Origin of the sequence: Adhaeribacter pallidiroseus (genome assembly GCF_003340495.1) — a bacterium.
GTDB lineage: Bacteria > Bacteroidota > Bacteroidia > Cytophagales > Hymenobacteraceae > Adhaeribacter > Adhaeribacter pallidiroseus.
Genome location: NZ_QASA01000001.1, coordinates 2,129,508 through 2,145,531, shown reverse-complemented (window position 1 = coordinate 2,145,531; position 16,024 = coordinate 2,129,508). Strand labels below are relative to the sequence as shown.

Below are 16,024 nucleotides of genomic sequence, written 5' to 3'. Positions count from 1 at the left end.
GGGTATTTGGATTATTAAACAGGTTTACTAATTTTGTATCCGCTTACAAATACGAAGCACTCGTTTTATAAAGCCTCCTTAGCTCAGCTGGTAGAGCAACTGACTTGTAATCAGTAGGTCGTTGGTTCGATTCCGACAGGGGGCTCCCTAAAATAAAAGCCACTTATAAGATAAAACTTGTAAGTGGCTTTTTTTATTTACATTAACAGCTTTCTTTTATTTCAACTTAATCCGATATATAAGTTTAAGATGTATTTGTTTAACGTATCTTTTCCTGGCCATAATGCCTTTCAATGGCATGGAGTTATTTTGCGGTTTTAACCGCTATCTGGAAACGTATTTTTACTCTAGGAATCTAACCGACGAATATAGAATTAAATAAACTAATTGGAATGGCATATACTAATGCTAAGCAGTTTTTTTACTCTTTAGCAACAATTTCCCATTCTACCTGAAAGGGAAGTAATTCTCCATCTATTAGCTCGGGGAAACCACTGATAATATTTATGTCGCTCTTATCTGGTCTGGAACCACTTTTAACTTCTGCTTCCGTACAGAGCTTTGTTAATACATCTTCTTTCAGTAACTGCGGGCTTTTTACATAAGAATCAGGATTATTAATTATAATGGTTGTTGTATACATAAATATTTAATTAAACCTTTTATATTTCTTGATAGTACGAGAAAATCAATGAAAAAATAATTAATAGATGTAGTTTGTATGTTATGGAATGGTACGATTATATAGCTTATGCCTTTATTGCTGCGGGTATTTACTTTATCATCATGCGAAATATCCGCAAAGGAGGAAGTCCCCGAAGAAGAAAACGACCCTAGCTTTCTTGAAATTTTATATAGATTAATTCGGGATAGGTAACAAAAATTTTCAAATTTTTTAATATGCTTACGTTTACTTGTTAACAGGATGATCGATTTTTTTAAATTTTAGTCGGTCGGATAAGCGTAAAAACCTTTTATGTTATCATGTAAGTTATATCTTTGATCCGTTTTATTGATTTGCTCCTAATTCAAACCTTAAATGAGCAGAATTAAAAAGAGAACGCTCCGTTTCAATGTTGGAGCCTGGATAAACATGGTTCAAGTAGGCTTGCAGTTCGTCTCTTAAAGGCATCTTAAGCTTGCCAACTTACACAAATTGCAACCAGGCGCTATCTGCCGCATAATCCGTAATTACTTTAATGTCGTTATTGGCTTTAAACGCCGCCACCAGGGCCGCTATTTCCTGTCTAACGGAAACAATGCAATTATCCACTAAATCTTGGCGAAATCCTTTGTTTGCCAATTCTAATACATAACCGGTGGCAATAATACGGCCCAGTATTTTGCCTAAGTCTACCAGTTTACGCTGAGGTAAAATATCATCTAAAGTGAAATTAATTTCTGATTTAAAGAATAAACTTGATTGAGCAGTCAGCTCAAAATTTTTCAAAAAATCAAATAACTGCATTTGCTTTTGCTTTTTCATTTGGCGGAGTATCAGCTCAGCTATTTGGGAATAAAGCATTTCATTGGAGCCTTCAAAAATTTGGAATGGCCGGCTATCCACAATACCCCGACCGCCGATATGGCTGATTCGGTAGCCATTAGCCCCCGAAAGCTGCACCAGAATTTGGGCGGATTCCTGCATGTAATCCGTAACTACGGCTTTCATGGTATTGGCTTCTAAGCCTTCGGCGGCTAGGTTATGTTCAATGCCACTAATTTTACTGCTGCGCGCGCACATAGCCGAAGATACAGTGTATGCCGTTTGGATCCGGTTTATGGAGTATTGCACCTGGTCCAGAGCTAATAATGGGGCAGTTCCTACTACGCGGTTTGTGCAATGCGCAATAGCCTCGTCGAGTAGCCGATGAATAAAACCCATGCCCATACCCGGAAATTGCATCCGGCTCCGGTGTAAGATATCCAGCATCATTTTAATACCCGTAGACTCAGGCTTTAATTTATAATTCCGGGGCACTTCAATATCTAATTTATTTAAGCCGTACGGGATCATATAAAGCCCTAGATTATCGAATAGTTCTTCTACTACTATCTGCTGCTTATCTTGGGTAACATCACAAATAAAAAAATCAATATCGCGGCTTAATTCGCTGTTAGCAGTTTCGTGGCGGCAAGCAATTAACCAATAATCGGCCATGCCTGTTAAGCCTTGCCAATGTTTGGTACCCTTGATATTATAACCATTCTCCACCGCCGAGTTAATGGTTTTCATATTTAAGGCATCGCTGCCGTAGTTCGGTTCGGTAATCATGAGCCCGCCCATGTTTTGATTTTGCAGAAAGCGGCCAAAAATTTCTGGTTTTACTTCCTCGTAAGCATACTTGGCCACTGGTTCTAAAAATAGCGCGATGTTAATGCCAAAAACTAATGAAAGAGAAAGCGATTCGTAAGAAGCAGCGGCTAAAATGCCTAAGCATTCTTTTACCAAACTACCCCGGCCCCCGAATGGCGCCGGTATAGCCACGGCCAAAGGCGTTGGTGCCATGATTTTGCGCCAAACTTCGGGAGGTAAGCCTCTTTCTAAACTCAGCTGATCAATGTTTACTTCCGAATGAAACAAGTTTGCTAAGGTTTCTTCGAAATTTTTTAAAAAATCGGCGTAGGGGGTTGGCGCAAGTTGCATAGTAATTGGTTCAGATATTTTCGGGATGTAAATTATAATTATAGTTTTTAGCGATCAATTATTTTGTATTACTATTTGTAAATAATCTTTAACCAACAAACAAAGCAATAGTTTTCTACTAGTGCAATGAAATGGTTTTACTCAATTACCGCCTCCTTTAAATAAATGTTTACCTTGGAATGTAGCTGAATCAATCCTTTTACTACTGACCACCGTGCTTCTGGCAAAATGCAACTTGGCGTGTAGTTTTTGGGCTTTAAATATTTAGTGGTTTATTTTTTAAATTTTTACCAATAGAGGAGGGATAGGGTACCTGACTTTTAGAAGTTGGATTAATGTAAAGGCGTAGGGCTGTGCTTCAGCGAACCATATCGAGATCAGAAATCCGTTTATATACTATTAAGGTACTCAGTATTAATATCTTATTTTGCTGCTTAAAATTAAAATATGGTTATTCCCACAACTTAACCGGGGTTACCCCGTTACTAGCATTCTAAAATTTTAAGAAAATCCTAAATCAATCAATCATCTATTTAAAAAACAACTACTATGAAAGAGGCAGAAGGAAATGCAGCCAGCATGCAAAACCCGCAGGAACAATACCCGCAGCCACCTACCCCAGAACCACCTCAATCTATACCGGGTACAGAAGCAGAAATGCAACTAAAGCCAGATCACGGCGAAGAAACATACAAAGGGTCGGGTAAACTTACCGGCCGCAAGGCTATTATTACCGGGGGAGATTCTGGTATTGGTAGGGCAGTAGCCATTGCCTTTGCCCGGGAAGGTGCCGATGTGCTAATCTCTTACTTAAACGAAGACGAAGATGCGCAAGAAACTGCCAAATACGTAGAAGAAGTCGGCCAAAAAGCAGTTTTAGTACCTGGAGATATCAGCAATGAAGAACATTGTAAGAATATTATCAGCCAAGCCGTAAGTGAACTGGGCGGTTTAGACATATTGGTAAATAATGCGGCCTTTCAAATGGAAAGAGAATCGCTGCAGGAAATCTCGACGGAAGAATGGGATCGTACCTTTCGGGTAAATATCCATGCCATGTTTTACCTGTGCAAAGCAGCGGAGCCACACTTAAAACCCGGTAGTACGGTAGTTAACACTACTTCGGTGAACGCTTATAAAGCTCCGCCGAAATTAATTCCTTATTCCGCTACCAAAGCGGCTATTCAGAATTTTACCGCCAGTTTAGGCCAATTATGGGCTGATAAAGGCATTCGGGTTAATTGCGTAGCACCCGGCCCCATCTGGACGCCTTTAATTCCCAGTACCATGTCGGAAGACCATGTTAAATCTTTTGGAGAAAGTGTACCTATAAAGCGGGCGGGACAACCGGCCGAACTGGCACCTATATACGTGTTATTAGCTTCCCAGGACTCCAGTTATATGACCTGCTCCACGGTACAAGTTACAGGCGGTTACCCCACCATCTAGTTGCGTTTTATACTGATAAAAAAAATTACCCAAATAAGTTTACATCGCTTATTTGGGTAATTTTTTCAAAGTAAATCTTAATTAAATATAAATTTTTAAAAAATTAAGATTTATCATTGCAAACTCATTAATTCTTAACCAAAATAGGACTTTTACACGATTGCTGGAAAGCTGAAATTGGCATAATATTTACTATAGTATATATTATAGTCTAATCCAAATTTCCGCTATCATGAATCTTTCCGATTTTAATAAAGCTACTCCTGATGAATGTACTGCTTGGTTACAAGAACAAGGAACTTACCTGGCCGATAGAAATTACCAGGGTAGTAAAGTATGCTTGTATCACATAGAAAACTTTTACGCGGAAGTTTACCACCGTTCCTGGGACAATCAAGTGTATTTTGTAAAGGGATTCAAAAACCAAAACTTGTTAAAGTTTTATTGACATCCTATTAGCTTGTTTAGTAGGTAAGTACTTGGACAAAATTAATTAAGTGCATAACTTATAATAAAACATTGATTAGTAGAGTCTTATGAATCGAACAACCAACAACTACTAACGAACAACTACTTAAATACCCATAATGCCGGAAAAATAATTTTAATTTTCCTTTAACTTGTCCACTATTCGGTTGCGTTTAATCGTTTCCAGCAGCAATGCTTACTCTTTCATTTACCTGTTTATCTGGTAATTTCACTTTTTTGTAATTTTTTACCTATCCTTTTAGCATTTATCCTCCGTATATACCTTTTTTGGTTTACAATCTGCTTGCTTTTATTTTTAGCCGGCCAGGTTTTATTTGGCTGAACCTACAAAGTTCAGCATTCTTATAAGTTATACTTGCCAAAATCTAACTGCCAGTAGTAAATTGCTAACTCCAGTGATTGTAATCCTCTTGGATTTTTAAAGGGAATGTATAGTTTTGTATGTAAACAAAGTGCCATCTATAATTCTGAAACTTCGTACAATGGCCTACAGGTTACTACTTTTACCTGCAACATTAAAGCAGAACTGTTTTATTTAAAAAATTTTAAATTTTTAAACAATTAGATGGCAACAAAAAGACCTAGTTTAAAGATCCATAAAACTACGATGTGGGTCTTTATCACGGTGATAGTTGTTTTTGTGATAATTACCTTAATAGCATTGAACAACAGCGCGGAACGGAACGGCCGGAAACTAATGCCCGGCAAACATGGTATCAAATACAAAAAGGAGAAAAAAATTAAAAATTAAACAGGTTAGCTTCTGTTCTGTTAGATTCCAATCTTTCTGTGTAATTCGCTCATATACAGGAGTATTCCGAGATAATATTTAAATAATAAAATATTATTGTATTAGTTAGAATCCTCTTAATTATCTTACTGCAAACTAGTTAAATGTAGTGATAACTAAGAATTAACCGGATGATTCATACCTCCACCACACACCTCGTTTTTGAAGATGAGATACTTCAAATTGAAGTTAATACCAGCTTGTCTTTTTTAAAACTTACCTGGCGCCAGCAACCAACCAGTGAACATTACCGGCGGGGATACCGGCAAGCTATTCTGTTGGCCATAGATCATAAAATCAGGCACTGGATAACTGATTCGCGTTTATTATCTTACCTGCACATGGCTGATCAGCATTGGATGTACGCAAAAATGCGTCCTTTACTTAAAGGAGGTAAGCTTCGCAAAATGGCAATAGTCATGCAACCCGAAACTTTAATGATGACCGATCGGAATCCCATAACGGAGAACCCAACAGCCGAAAACTACAACCCTGCTTCTCCTCTTAAAAAACTGTTTAGCTTGGAATTCTTCTTAGACTTAGATTCTGCTCAATCCTGGGTGCTGGAGTAATCATAAAAATGCAACTATCTTTAATGATACTTTTCAAAAAGTTACTCTTTAGGCTAATGGGATAGAGAGTGTCATGCTTTTTTAATTTTTTGCTTTTCTACTAAGTTTATTTTATTAGACTGCAGCAATTACTCGCAGGTTACACATGTAACTACTAAAGATTAATATCGGGAGCATTAAACTTCTAATAAGCTACATTAAACTTAGTTAAAACTAAGCTTAGATACTGGATATTGGCAAAATTAAAATTGTGGTATAATTAATACTTTTTAGTTTACCTCCAGTTCTCGTTAGCTAGGCTTATAATAAAAAAAGTGTAGTTAAAAACTACACTCCGTTATAGATTAAAACTTAGTTAATTACGCTATTTGCTTATTTGCTTTCACCGTATACTTCTTGCAACTGTTTAGTTAAATATTGATAAGCTGCCGGAATCTCTTTTGTTGCATCATTAATTCGGGCTTCTATCACAATAGGGCCTTTGTATTGAATGGTTTTTAAAGCCCGAAAGTAAGGGCGGAAGTCTTCGCCTACTACTCCGGGCATGGTTCTTTTTTCTTTTTCTGCTATTTCCACGTGGGTGATCAGTTTACCCGCATCAATAATATGCTGCGGCGGTTCATTTTCTTTCATCATGTGGTAAATATCCGCGTTTAGCCGGAAGTTCGGATGATTTACTTGCCGTACCACTGCAGCCGCTTCCTGCACGGTTGTCAGAAAGTTAGTTTCGGTACTATTCAGGCTTTCAATCGCAATGGTAATGCCGTATTTTTTTGCCACTAAGGCCATTTGTTTACACAACTGAATAAAATCAGCAGTAGCCTTTACTTGATCATAACCATCGGGTAGTCTCCGGGAACCACCACTGCCCAGCACTATCACCGGAACATTGGCCTTTTTGGCCCGGGCAAAAACCTGATCAAGGTAATCGAGTACTTTTTTATGATCTACTTCCGGACCGGCGATTTTTAAACTGCCCGGAAAAAGAACATTACATAAATATAACTTAGACTTAGCTTTTTTTATTTGTTGTAAGTTAGCTTTAAATTGTTCTTCGGTTAAAGTGGGAGCCAGCATTTTGCCTACCGTTTCACCCATCAAACGAAAGCCGGAAGCGTATACTAAACTGTCCCGATCCAGCGATTCTACTAACCCAAGTTGCGGAATTTTTTGCGCCTGACTTGTTATACTAAGTAAAAAAAAGAGGATGCTACATAAAAACGGTACGGTATTTCGCATTTTTTAAATTTTATTGAGTTTGTATTGTTTCAAACAAGAATAACTTGCCATACTATTCCCGCAAATTACTGTAAAATCTGGTATTTCCGCATTAAACAAGAACTTTCACCGCATTGGGCAATGCAAAAAAATATTCAGAAGCAGAACCGTCGTTTGAGTTGGCAGCAAGAAATTTAAATATCATTGTGCATGAAACTGAAGCGTGCATTTATCTGCGGTTGTAGCTCAAACTTATGTTTACAAGTTTAAATAAGTAAAAACCAACTCTGCATAAAGTTGGTGTACTTTCTTCTTACAAAGCGTAAAATTTAAAAAATCTAAACCAGAGGTTTAAAACTTGGTTTCTACTACAAGCCTTAGTACTTTCAGGTTGCAAAAATGAGGGAAGATAGCAAATCTTTTTTAACTCCTCCAGTAACAAATAAATTTTGCGTTTTTTAAAGCAAAAGCAATTTTTTAAAATCATGAAAAAATTTTTAGACGCTTTTACTAGAAATTATAAATTCTTTTGGGCATCTGCCTTAGTTCCAGTTTTATTTGTAGCAGGCTTTACGAAAGACGATCCCACCGGAAAAAAAATTACCAGATTGGTTCCGGCAGAAGCCGCGGCGCGGGCGAAAGCCATTGAAGCCAGCGAAAACCCTATTTTAGATGCCGGACTGAGTATGCGGGTATGGGGCATTGATTCGCTGATTGCCGACCCTATTGCCATAGACATTGACGATAAAGGCCGTCTGTTTTATACTCGTACCAACCGCCAGAAAAGTTCGGAGTTTGATATTCGCGGCCACCAGGATTGGGAAATTCCCTCTATAAGTATGCAAAGCGTGGAAGACCGGCGCGCCTTTTTGCGCAAAACTTTAGCTCCTAACCTTAGTACTCAGAATAATTGGTTAACAGATATAAACCAAGATGGCTCGCATGATTGGCGCGATTTAGCTGTTCAAAAAGAACGCGTATACCGGGTAGAAGATACCGATGGCGATGGCGTGGCCGACTTTCAGCAGATGGTAGTGGAGGATTTTAACGACGAAGTGACGGATGTGGCCCACGGAGTGCTGGCGCATAACGATGAACTATACGTTACCGTTGCTCCCGACATGTGGCGTTTAAAAGACAAAGACGGCGATGGATTAATGGATGAGAAAAAATCCCTAATGACTGGATTTGGCGTCCACATCGGCTTTAGTGGACACGGCTTATCGGGATTAGAAGTAGGCCCGGATGGAAAAATATACTGGCAAATTGGCGACATTGGGTTTAACGGCAAAGGTCCGGATGGTAAAAAATGGGAATATCCCAACAGCGGCGTAGTAGTACGCTGCAACCCCGACGGCTCCGATTTTGAAGTTTTTGCTTCCGGTAACCGCAACACGCACGAATTTGTGTTCGATGAATACGGTAACTTAATTAGCCACGACAATGACGGCGATCATCCCGGCGAAAAAGAACGATTAGTGTATATCGTAAACGGCGCCGATATTGGCTGGCGCAGCAATTGGCAATACGGCAAATACCGCGACCCTGATAATAACACCTACAAAGTTTGGATGGACGAGAATATGTTTAAGCCGCGCTTCGAGGGCCAGGCGGCTTACATTACACCCACCATTGCCAATTACGTGAGTGGCCCGGCGGGTATGTTGTATAACCCGGGTACGGCTCTTAGCCCTAAATATAAAAACCATTTTTTTGTGGGTGAGTTTACGGGTAGTGCGGCCCGCTCGGGAATTCATGCGTTTACCTTAAAACCCAAAGGTGCTAGTTTTGAGCTTGGCGAAACTAAAAAAATTGTTGGTAATGTGTTAGGCACTGGTATTGACTTTGGCCCGGACGGCGCCATGTACGTAGCCGATTGGATTAACGGTTGGGGCACTAAAAACAACGGCCGCATCTGGAAACTAGACGACAAAAGCCAGACTAATTCTCCGGAACGCCAACTGACTAAAACCTTATTAGGCGCTAACTTTACTGCCAAATCCGATAATGAGCTGAGTGATTTATTAAAAAATGCCGACATGCGCGTCCGCCAAAAAGCCCAATTTGAATTAGCTAACCGGGGAGCAAAAGGAGCCGCAATTTTTCAAAAAAACCTGAAACAAACCAGCCATCAACTGGCCCGGGTGCATGCGATTTGGGGAATGAGTCAATTAGCCCGACAGGACAAAAAATACGCGCAATCATTGCTTAGTTTATTAAAAGACAAAGATCCTGAAATTCGGGCCCAAGCCGCTAAATGGCTGGGTGATGTAAAATATGCCGAAGCAGGTAAAGCCCTATTGCCGGTTCTGCAGGACAATAATAGCCGCGCCCGGTTCTTTGCTGCCGAAGCATTAGGTAGAATTGCGTTTCAACCGGCTGTCCAGCCTATTATTAAGATGTTGGAAGTTAATAACGATGAAGATGCTTATCTACGCCATGCGGGTAGCTTAGCTTTAGCCCGCATCGGTCAGCCCGAACCAGTAATTGCTTTAGCCAAATCACCCAACCGCGGTTTGCGCATTGCTGCCGTGGTGGCTTTACGGCGCATGAACCATCCGGGAATTGCCAGTTTCCTGAATGATCAGGATGAATTTGTAGTAACTGAAACCGCACGAGCCATCAACGATGATCTTTCCATCACCGAAGCTTTACCCGCGTTGGGTAATTTGTTAGCTAGCACCCGCTTTACTAACGAACCGTTAATTCGTCGGGCCATTAACGCTAACCTGCGCGTGGGTACTCCCGAGGCGATGCAAAATTTAATTACGTATGCGCAGAAAGATGGCAATCCCATTGCCATGCGGGCCGAAGCGCTGGATGCGCTCAGCACTTGGGCGAAGCCCTCGGTTTTAGACCGGGTAGATGGGCGTTTACGGGGCAGCGCGCAAAGAGATCCCATGGCTGTAAAAAGTAAAGCGGGTGATATGTACATTAAATTGCTCAGCCATCCAGAACTACCCATCCGCATGAGCGCTGTTAAAGCCATCAGCAAATTAAAAATAGAGCAAGGATCTGCTCCGTTGTTTGCCCGCCTAAAAGAAGATAAAGATGCCATTGTGCGGATAGAAGCGCTACGTGCTTTAGCGAGTATGGGAGATAAGCAAATTAGCAAAGCCATTGAGCAAGCCTTATCGGACCAGGAGAAAACCGTTCGGGTAACTGCTTTAGATCTGCTGGGCAAAACTAACATGCCGCAGGATTTAATGGTAAAATCGCTCTCGGATGTAATCCATACCCGTACCACCGAAGAAAAACAAGCGGCCTTGGTAACGCTGGGCAAACTACCCGTAAAAAGTACTCAGAAAATTTTTGACCAATTACTCACTACGATGGAAAGCGGTAAGTTAGCGCCAGAGATACAACTGGAATTGGAAGAAGCCATTGATAGTACCCGGTCGCCGCAGTTATTAGCCCGGCATAAATCCATAACCAATAAATTATCCCCTGACGCACTTACGGCTTCTTTTAAGGGTAGTTTAACAGGTGGAGAACCGCAACAAGGCCGGCAAATTTTCTTCCGGCACCAGACAGCTCAGTGTATCCGCTGCCATTCTTACGACGATTTAGGCGGCGAGGCTGGTCCGCGTTTAAACGGAGTGGCCAGCCGACTTTCCAGGGAACAGCTTCTGGAAGCTTTGGTAAATCCGAGTGCGCGTTTAGCTCCTGGTTACGGAACTGTAGCAGTTACTTTAAAAAATGGCAGGAGCGTGAGTGGAGTACTTCTGGGCGAAACTAATAACGATTTAACTGTAAAAGTGGGCGATCAACCAGAAGTAGTGATCCGCAAAGAGCAAATTGCCAAGCGCACCAATTCACCCTCCAGCATGCCGGAAATGCGCTACTTATTAACGAAAAGAGAAATTCGAGATGTAGTTAGCTTTTTGGCTACCCTAAAAGAACCAGAATAAAAGCTGTTTAAAATTTAAAAATCCGGGTTTTGATTTTTAAATTTTCATAAAAAAAGGTTAGGAGCTACAGAGAGCTTCCTAACCTTTTTTTATGATTCCAATTATTTATGACTGTTTTGTTTATGAAATGTAAGTGTATAAATCTAGAATCAATAGTTAAAAAATTAATATACGTAATAATCATTTTTTATTTTTAAAAACTTGATGATCAGAGTTATGTAAATTATATTCTGGTAAGAATATAAATATTTGATAAATAGATAGAAACCTGAATGGATTTAAATTTTAAATTTTAAATATTTAAATTATATTGTTATGATCATTACTTGCTCTTTCAAGTGCATACCCAATGTATTTCAAGGTATTTCTATTTATTAGCTTACTTAGTTTTAACCATTTTAGCATCCGTGCCTCTATGGCTTTGCAAACGTTGCTGACGGCTAAAAACGATACTGCCAAAGTAAACCAATTGATTAAGTATGCTGATAAATTAACGGATTGCAATGCCAAACAAGCGCTACTGCTTTTACTTAAAATTGTAAAATTAAGCAATCACTTACATTACCCCAATGGAACAGGAGCAGCCTTATATCTTTTAGGTTATGTACATAATGCCAGACGAGCATGGGCAATGTGTATGGTTACTTAGGAAAATCGGATAGTTGCATTAGTCAGTTTATGTCGGCTATCAAAATATTAGAAAATAATAAGTATTTGCCAGAGCTTTCCCGCACTTATCTTAATTTGGGTATTATGTATGATAATATCGAAGATTACCAGAAAAGCATAACTTACTAGAACTAGAAACCCAAACAGGTAGTGGCGTAAGCGCTTACCTGGAATTTGAAACCAGCGGATTAGAATTATAACCTATGTATCCTTTACATGTAGCTATTATTGATGACCACCAAGTGGTAATTAACGGTTTAACGGCCATGTTTGCCAACCACCCGGACGTAACCATTATTTTCACGACCACGCAACATCAGGAGTTATTGCAGTATTTGCAAAAGCAACCCGTTGATGTTATTTTAATGGATATTCAAATGCCTGAAATCAGTGGTATTGATTTATGTAAATTAATCCATAAACAACATCGCGAAGTTAAAATTATTGCTTTCAGTAGTTTTGATGATACTCACCTGGTAAAACAAATCCTGCGCAATGGGGCATCGGGCTACGTACTTAAAAATGCCGATTTAAATACTTTACTAAAAGCGATTAATACCGTTATCCTGGATCGGGAATTTGTTGACAGTTCGATGCAAAAATTATTAATTGAGGAAAGCCTCACGGGTCAACGCCGGTCGTTGTACGAAGTACCTTTAACCAAACGCGAAAAAGAAATACTGAAATTAATTGCCGAAGAGTTTAGTAATCAGGAAATAGCCGACCGGCTTTTTTTAAGTTTACGAACCGTAGAAACGCACCGGTATAATCTCACGCAAAAATTAGATGCTAAAAATACGGCCGCTTTGGTAAAAGAAGCGATTAAAAGAGGTTTAGTAGAATAAATTTAAAAAATTTATCATGAGCGCAATTTAAAGTTATAGCCTAGCCAAAAATCCATAGTTTGCGTAGAAGCTTTCAATTATATTTTATCATTCACTCAACCTTATAACTATGAACTTTATAATTAACCTTTTAATAAGTGCCGGTGTGTTAATGCTAATGGCTTACATATTGCCGCAAGTAAAAATTAAAAGCTTTGGAACAGCCCTTTGGGTTGCTTTTCTGGTTGGTATTTTAAACGCAACCGTTGGTTTTATTTTGCGACTACCGCTTAATTTAGTCACTTTTTTCTTGTTAAGTTTTGTAATTCGTCTAGTGGTAACTGCCATTATCATTAAGCTGGTAGATAAATTTGTCAGCAATTTTGAAATTCGGGGATTTTGGCCAGCTTTAGTAATAGCGATAGCTTTAGCGATTGCCGGAACGCTTTTAAACCGCAACGAGGCCGAAGAACACTATAATACGGCTTTTCATAACTCCGTGAACCGCGCGGTAGCTCAAAATTTTTAAATTTTAACTTCTTTGCTTTCATAAAAGCCTGTTCTGGTTAGCCCGGAACAGGCTTTTTAATTATTACTTATTTGCTCCGGATATTCCGTTTAAGAATACATCGAAGCAAAAAAATAAAATATAAAAGATTAGGTTGGTTCATTTTACTTTCAACAAAAAAGCTTTTCTTTATAAAAATTTTTTAAAAGTTGCGCTTTACTTTATATAAATTATAATAAAATTCTAGCTTTGCTCCGAAAATAAAAATCCCCTTACGATGACTGCCCTTTCCAACGGCTCTTTGCACAAATTCAGAAATCTAGTAGGTTTTAAATACGAAATGTATAATAGCCTTTTTTCGTCACTCCCTTTTTACCGGGTCGAAAAAACAGGAGTGCTGTTGTCATTATTTCTGTTGCACTGCGAAGAAGGATTGAAAAAAGAATCTAGCCCCAACGAAATTATAGATTCTTTTTTTAAACAATATACTTCTTACGCCACCGAGCAAGAGCAGACCGATTTGTTGTTCCGGTTTGTGCAATTTGCCGAACGCCAGGTAGTATTATTCGATGCCTTAGAAGATGCCGCTTTTAACGAAATAAACGATATGCAGGGAATCGGTACCCTGAAGCATTTAGAAGCCGAAATAATGCAGCATCGCGCACAGGATAACCTGGCCGAAAAGCTGCGCGACTTTTCAGTGCGTTTAGTATTAACGGCTCATCCAACACAATTTTATCCCAGCGAAGTACTTGGGATTATTAACGATTTATCCAAAGCTCTAACAAGTAATAATACCGCTTTAGCTAACTCTTATTTGCAGCAACTAGGTAAAACGCCTTTTTTTAAGAAAGAAAAACCTACTCCTTACGATGAGGCCGTTAATTTGATTTGGTTCCTGGAAAATGTCTTTTATACGGCCGCTGGTCAAATCTTATCTTATTTAAAAAACACTTTCCCGAATGCCATAAATTTAAAAAATCCTTTAATACGAATGGGTTTTTGGCCGGGTGGTGACCGGGATGGTAACCCGTATGTAACTGCGCCTAATACTTTAAAAGTAGCAGAAGCATTGCGAGGAGGTATAGTAAAATCGTATTATCTGGAAGTACGTCGCCTGAAAAAACGCTTAACTTTTAAAGGAGTAGCCGGCAAATTAGCGGATTTAGAGCAACGATTATACAATAATCTATTTGTGCCGGGCTATAGAGCCGATTTATCGGTTTCCGAAATAAAAGAAACCATGCAGGAAATTAGAAGTACCATCCTGCGTTTACATAATGGCTTATTCGTAAATCAAGTAGATTCTTTTCTGAACAAAGTAGATTTGTTTGGTTTGCATTTTGCCTCCCTGGATATCCGGCAGGATTCGTCGGTGCATACAAAACTAGTAGAAGTTCTGGCTAAACATACTACTATATTACCGGCCAATTACCTGGAGCTTTCGGAAGAAAATAAAATTAAAGCTTTGTTGCAAATAAATGCTACCATTCAACCTGCATTTTTTGAAGATGCTTTACTCCGAGATACGCTGGAAACATTAGAAGCCATCCAAACTATTCAGCAGTTTAACGGAGAAGCGGGCTGCCATCGGTATATTATAAGCCATAGCACCAGTGCCCTGAACATTATAGAAGTATACGCCTTGTTTTTACTACGCGGCTGGTCCGCGGAGAGTATTACGGTAGATATTGTTCCGCTTTTTGAAACCATAGAAGATTTGCGGAATGCCAGTACCGTCATGAAAATTTTATACGAGAATAAGATTTACCGGCACCATTTGCAACAGCGCAACAACGTGCAAACCATTATGCTGGGTTTCTCAGATGGCACTAAGGACGGCGGGTATTTAATGGCTAACTGGAGTATATACAAGGCAAAAGAGATGCTCAGCCTTATTTCTAAACAATACGAAGTGGAAGTCGTGTTTTTTGATGGTCGGGGAGGGCCGCCTGCACGCGGTGGAGGCAAAACACATCAGTTTTATGCTTCTATGGGCCATAACATTGCCAATAAAGAAATTCAGCTAACTATCCAGGGACAAACTATAAGTTCAAATTTTGGCACCGTAGATGCTGCTCGCTACAACATGGAGCAATTGGTGCACGCAGGTATCAGCAATGCGCTTTTCTCGACACGAGAGAAAACCTTAACCGAACCCGAGGAAGCATTATTGGTAACTTTAGCCAACGAAAGCTTTGCCGCATACAATATGCTCAAAAATCACCCGGATTTTCTGGAATACCTGACTTTTGTGAGTCCGCTAAGATACTACGCCGAAGCTAATATTGGCAGCCGACCCGCTAAACGTAATTCCGGTCAATTAAATCTCGATGATTTGCGAGCAGTACCTTATGTAGGAGCTTGGAGTCAGTTAAAACAAAATGTTCCCGGTTTTTACGGCGTAGGTACCGCGCTGGAGAAATTAAAAGAAGCTGGTAAGTGGCCAGAGTTAAAAGCCCTATACGAAGGATCCTTATTTTTTAAAACTTTACTGGATAATTGCGAAATGGCTATGAACAAATGCAGTTTTCCGGTTACGGCTTACTTGGCAAAACATCCTAAGTATGGAATTCTTTGGAAAATCATGTACGAAGAATTCGAGAGAACTAAGAGATATTTATTGGAGCTAGCAGGCAGTGAAGAATTAATGGCGGATAAACCCATTGATCAGCTTTCTATACACCTGCGCCAGCGAATTGAATTACCACTTATTACAATACAGCAGTACGCACTTACCAAAATACGTACTATGGAAGAACAGCAACAAGAAGCCGAAGAAAAGAAAATCTATGAAAAGCTAGTTATGCGTTGTTCCTTTGGTATAATCAATGCGGAGCGGAATTCAGCCTAGTATTTTAATTTATTGTTTAGCTTAAAAGCGCTAAGTATTTACTATTTAGAGCTTTTAAGTTTTGTGCTTTTTGTAATTAAACTATGCAAAAGC

The 16,024-nt window shown here is 39.5% G+C and carries 11 protein-coding genes and 1 tRNA gene; 9 read left to right on the top strand and 3 right to left on the bottom strand.

All coding sequences use genetic code 11. The features are described from left to right. Positions 1-72: 72 nt before the first annotated feature. Positions 73-145: transfer RNA gene (locus AHMF7616_RS08450), tRNA-Thr, on the top strand. Between the two features lie 276 nt (positions 146-421). Here AHMF7616_RS08450 and AHMF7616_RS08445 read toward each other — a convergent pair. Together AHMF7616_RS08445 and AHMF7616_RS08440 are read right to left on the bottom strand one after the other, a co-directional pair. Further along, positions 422-643 (bottom strand): hypothetical protein, encoded by a 222-nt coding sequence (locus AHMF7616_RS08445; protein ID WP_115372489.1) that lies wholly within the window; start codon positions 641-643, stop codon positions 422-424. A gap of 504 nt (positions 644-1,147) precedes the next feature. Beyond that, the gene (locus AHMF7616_RS08440; protein ID WP_115372488.1) at positions 1,148-2,647 is read right to left on the bottom strand and encodes an acyl-CoA dehydrogenase family protein; all 1,500 of its coding nucleotides are present in this window, start codon (positions 2,645-2,647) and stop codon (positions 1,148-1,150) included. 549 nt (positions 2,648-3,196) lie between these two features. Between AHMF7616_RS08440 and AHMF7616_RS08435 the strand changes: the two genes are divergently transcribed. The 3 genes from AHMF7616_RS08435 to AHMF7616_RS08420 all read left to right on the top strand — a co-directional run bounded on the left by AHMF7616_RS08435 (position 3,197) and on the right by AHMF7616_RS08420 (position 5,947). Then, on the top strand, positions 3,197-4,096 hold the full coding sequence (locus tag AHMF7616_RS08435; RefSeq protein WP_115372487.1) for an SDR family oxidoreductase: 900 nt from the start codon (positions 3,197-3,199) through the stop codon (positions 4,094-4,096). A 232-nt stretch (positions 4,097-4,328) separates the two neighbouring features. Then, entirely contained in the window at positions 4,329-4,544 is a 216-nt protein-coding gene (locus tag AHMF7616_RS08430) for a hypothetical protein (RefSeq protein ID WP_115372486.1), read from the top strand. Positions 4,545-5,506: 962 nt separating this feature from the next. Beyond that, positions 5,507-5,947: a hypothetical protein gene (locus tag AHMF7616_RS08420; RefSeq protein ID WP_115372484.1), complete on the top strand. Its 441-nt coding sequence runs from the start codon at positions 5,507-5,509 to the stop codon at positions 5,945-5,947. 372 nt (positions 5,948-6,319) lie between these two features. On the opposite strand, the gene AHMF7616_RS08415 is transcribed toward AHMF7616_RS08420, so the two are convergent. Then, a complete protein-coding gene (locus tag AHMF7616_RS08415; protein ID WP_115372483.1) occupies positions 6,320-7,186 on the bottom strand; it encodes a sugar phosphate isomerase/epimerase family protein in 867 nt (288 codons plus the stop codon). Between the two features lie 464 nt (positions 7,187-7,650). Between AHMF7616_RS08415 and AHMF7616_RS08410 the strand changes: the two genes are divergently transcribed. The 5 genes from AHMF7616_RS08410 (at position 7,651) to AHMF7616_RS08385 (ending at position 15,931) form a co-directional block, all read left to right on the top strand. Further along, entirely contained in the window at positions 7,651-11,076 is a 3,426-nt protein-coding gene (locus tag AHMF7616_RS08410) for a PVC-type heme-binding CxxCH protein (RefSeq protein ID WP_115375511.1), read from the top strand. 415 nt (positions 11,077-11,491) lie between these two features. After that, entirely contained in the window at positions 11,492-11,725 is a 234-nt protein-coding gene (locus AHMF7616_RS08405) for a hypothetical protein (protein ID WP_115372482.1), read from the top strand. A gap of 223 nt (positions 11,726-11,948) precedes the next feature. Further along, complete coding sequence (locus AHMF7616_RS08395) at positions 11,949-12,590, top strand: response regulator (RefSeq protein WP_115372480.1); 642 nt, start codon at positions 11,949-11,951, stop codon at positions 12,588-12,590. Between the two features lie 109 nt (positions 12,591-12,699). Continuing rightward, on the top strand, positions 12,700-13,098 hold the full coding sequence (locus AHMF7616_RS08390) for a phage holin family protein (protein WP_115372479.1): 399 nt from the start codon (positions 12,700-12,702) through the stop codon (positions 13,096-13,098). Between the two features lie 256 nt (positions 13,099-13,354). Beyond that, positions 13,355-15,931, top strand: coding sequence for a phosphoenolpyruvate carboxylase (locus tag AHMF7616_RS08385; RefSeq protein ID WP_115372478.1), 2,577 nt, complete (start codon positions 13,355-13,357; stop codon positions 15,929-15,931). Positions 15,932-16,024: the final 93 nt, after the last annotated feature.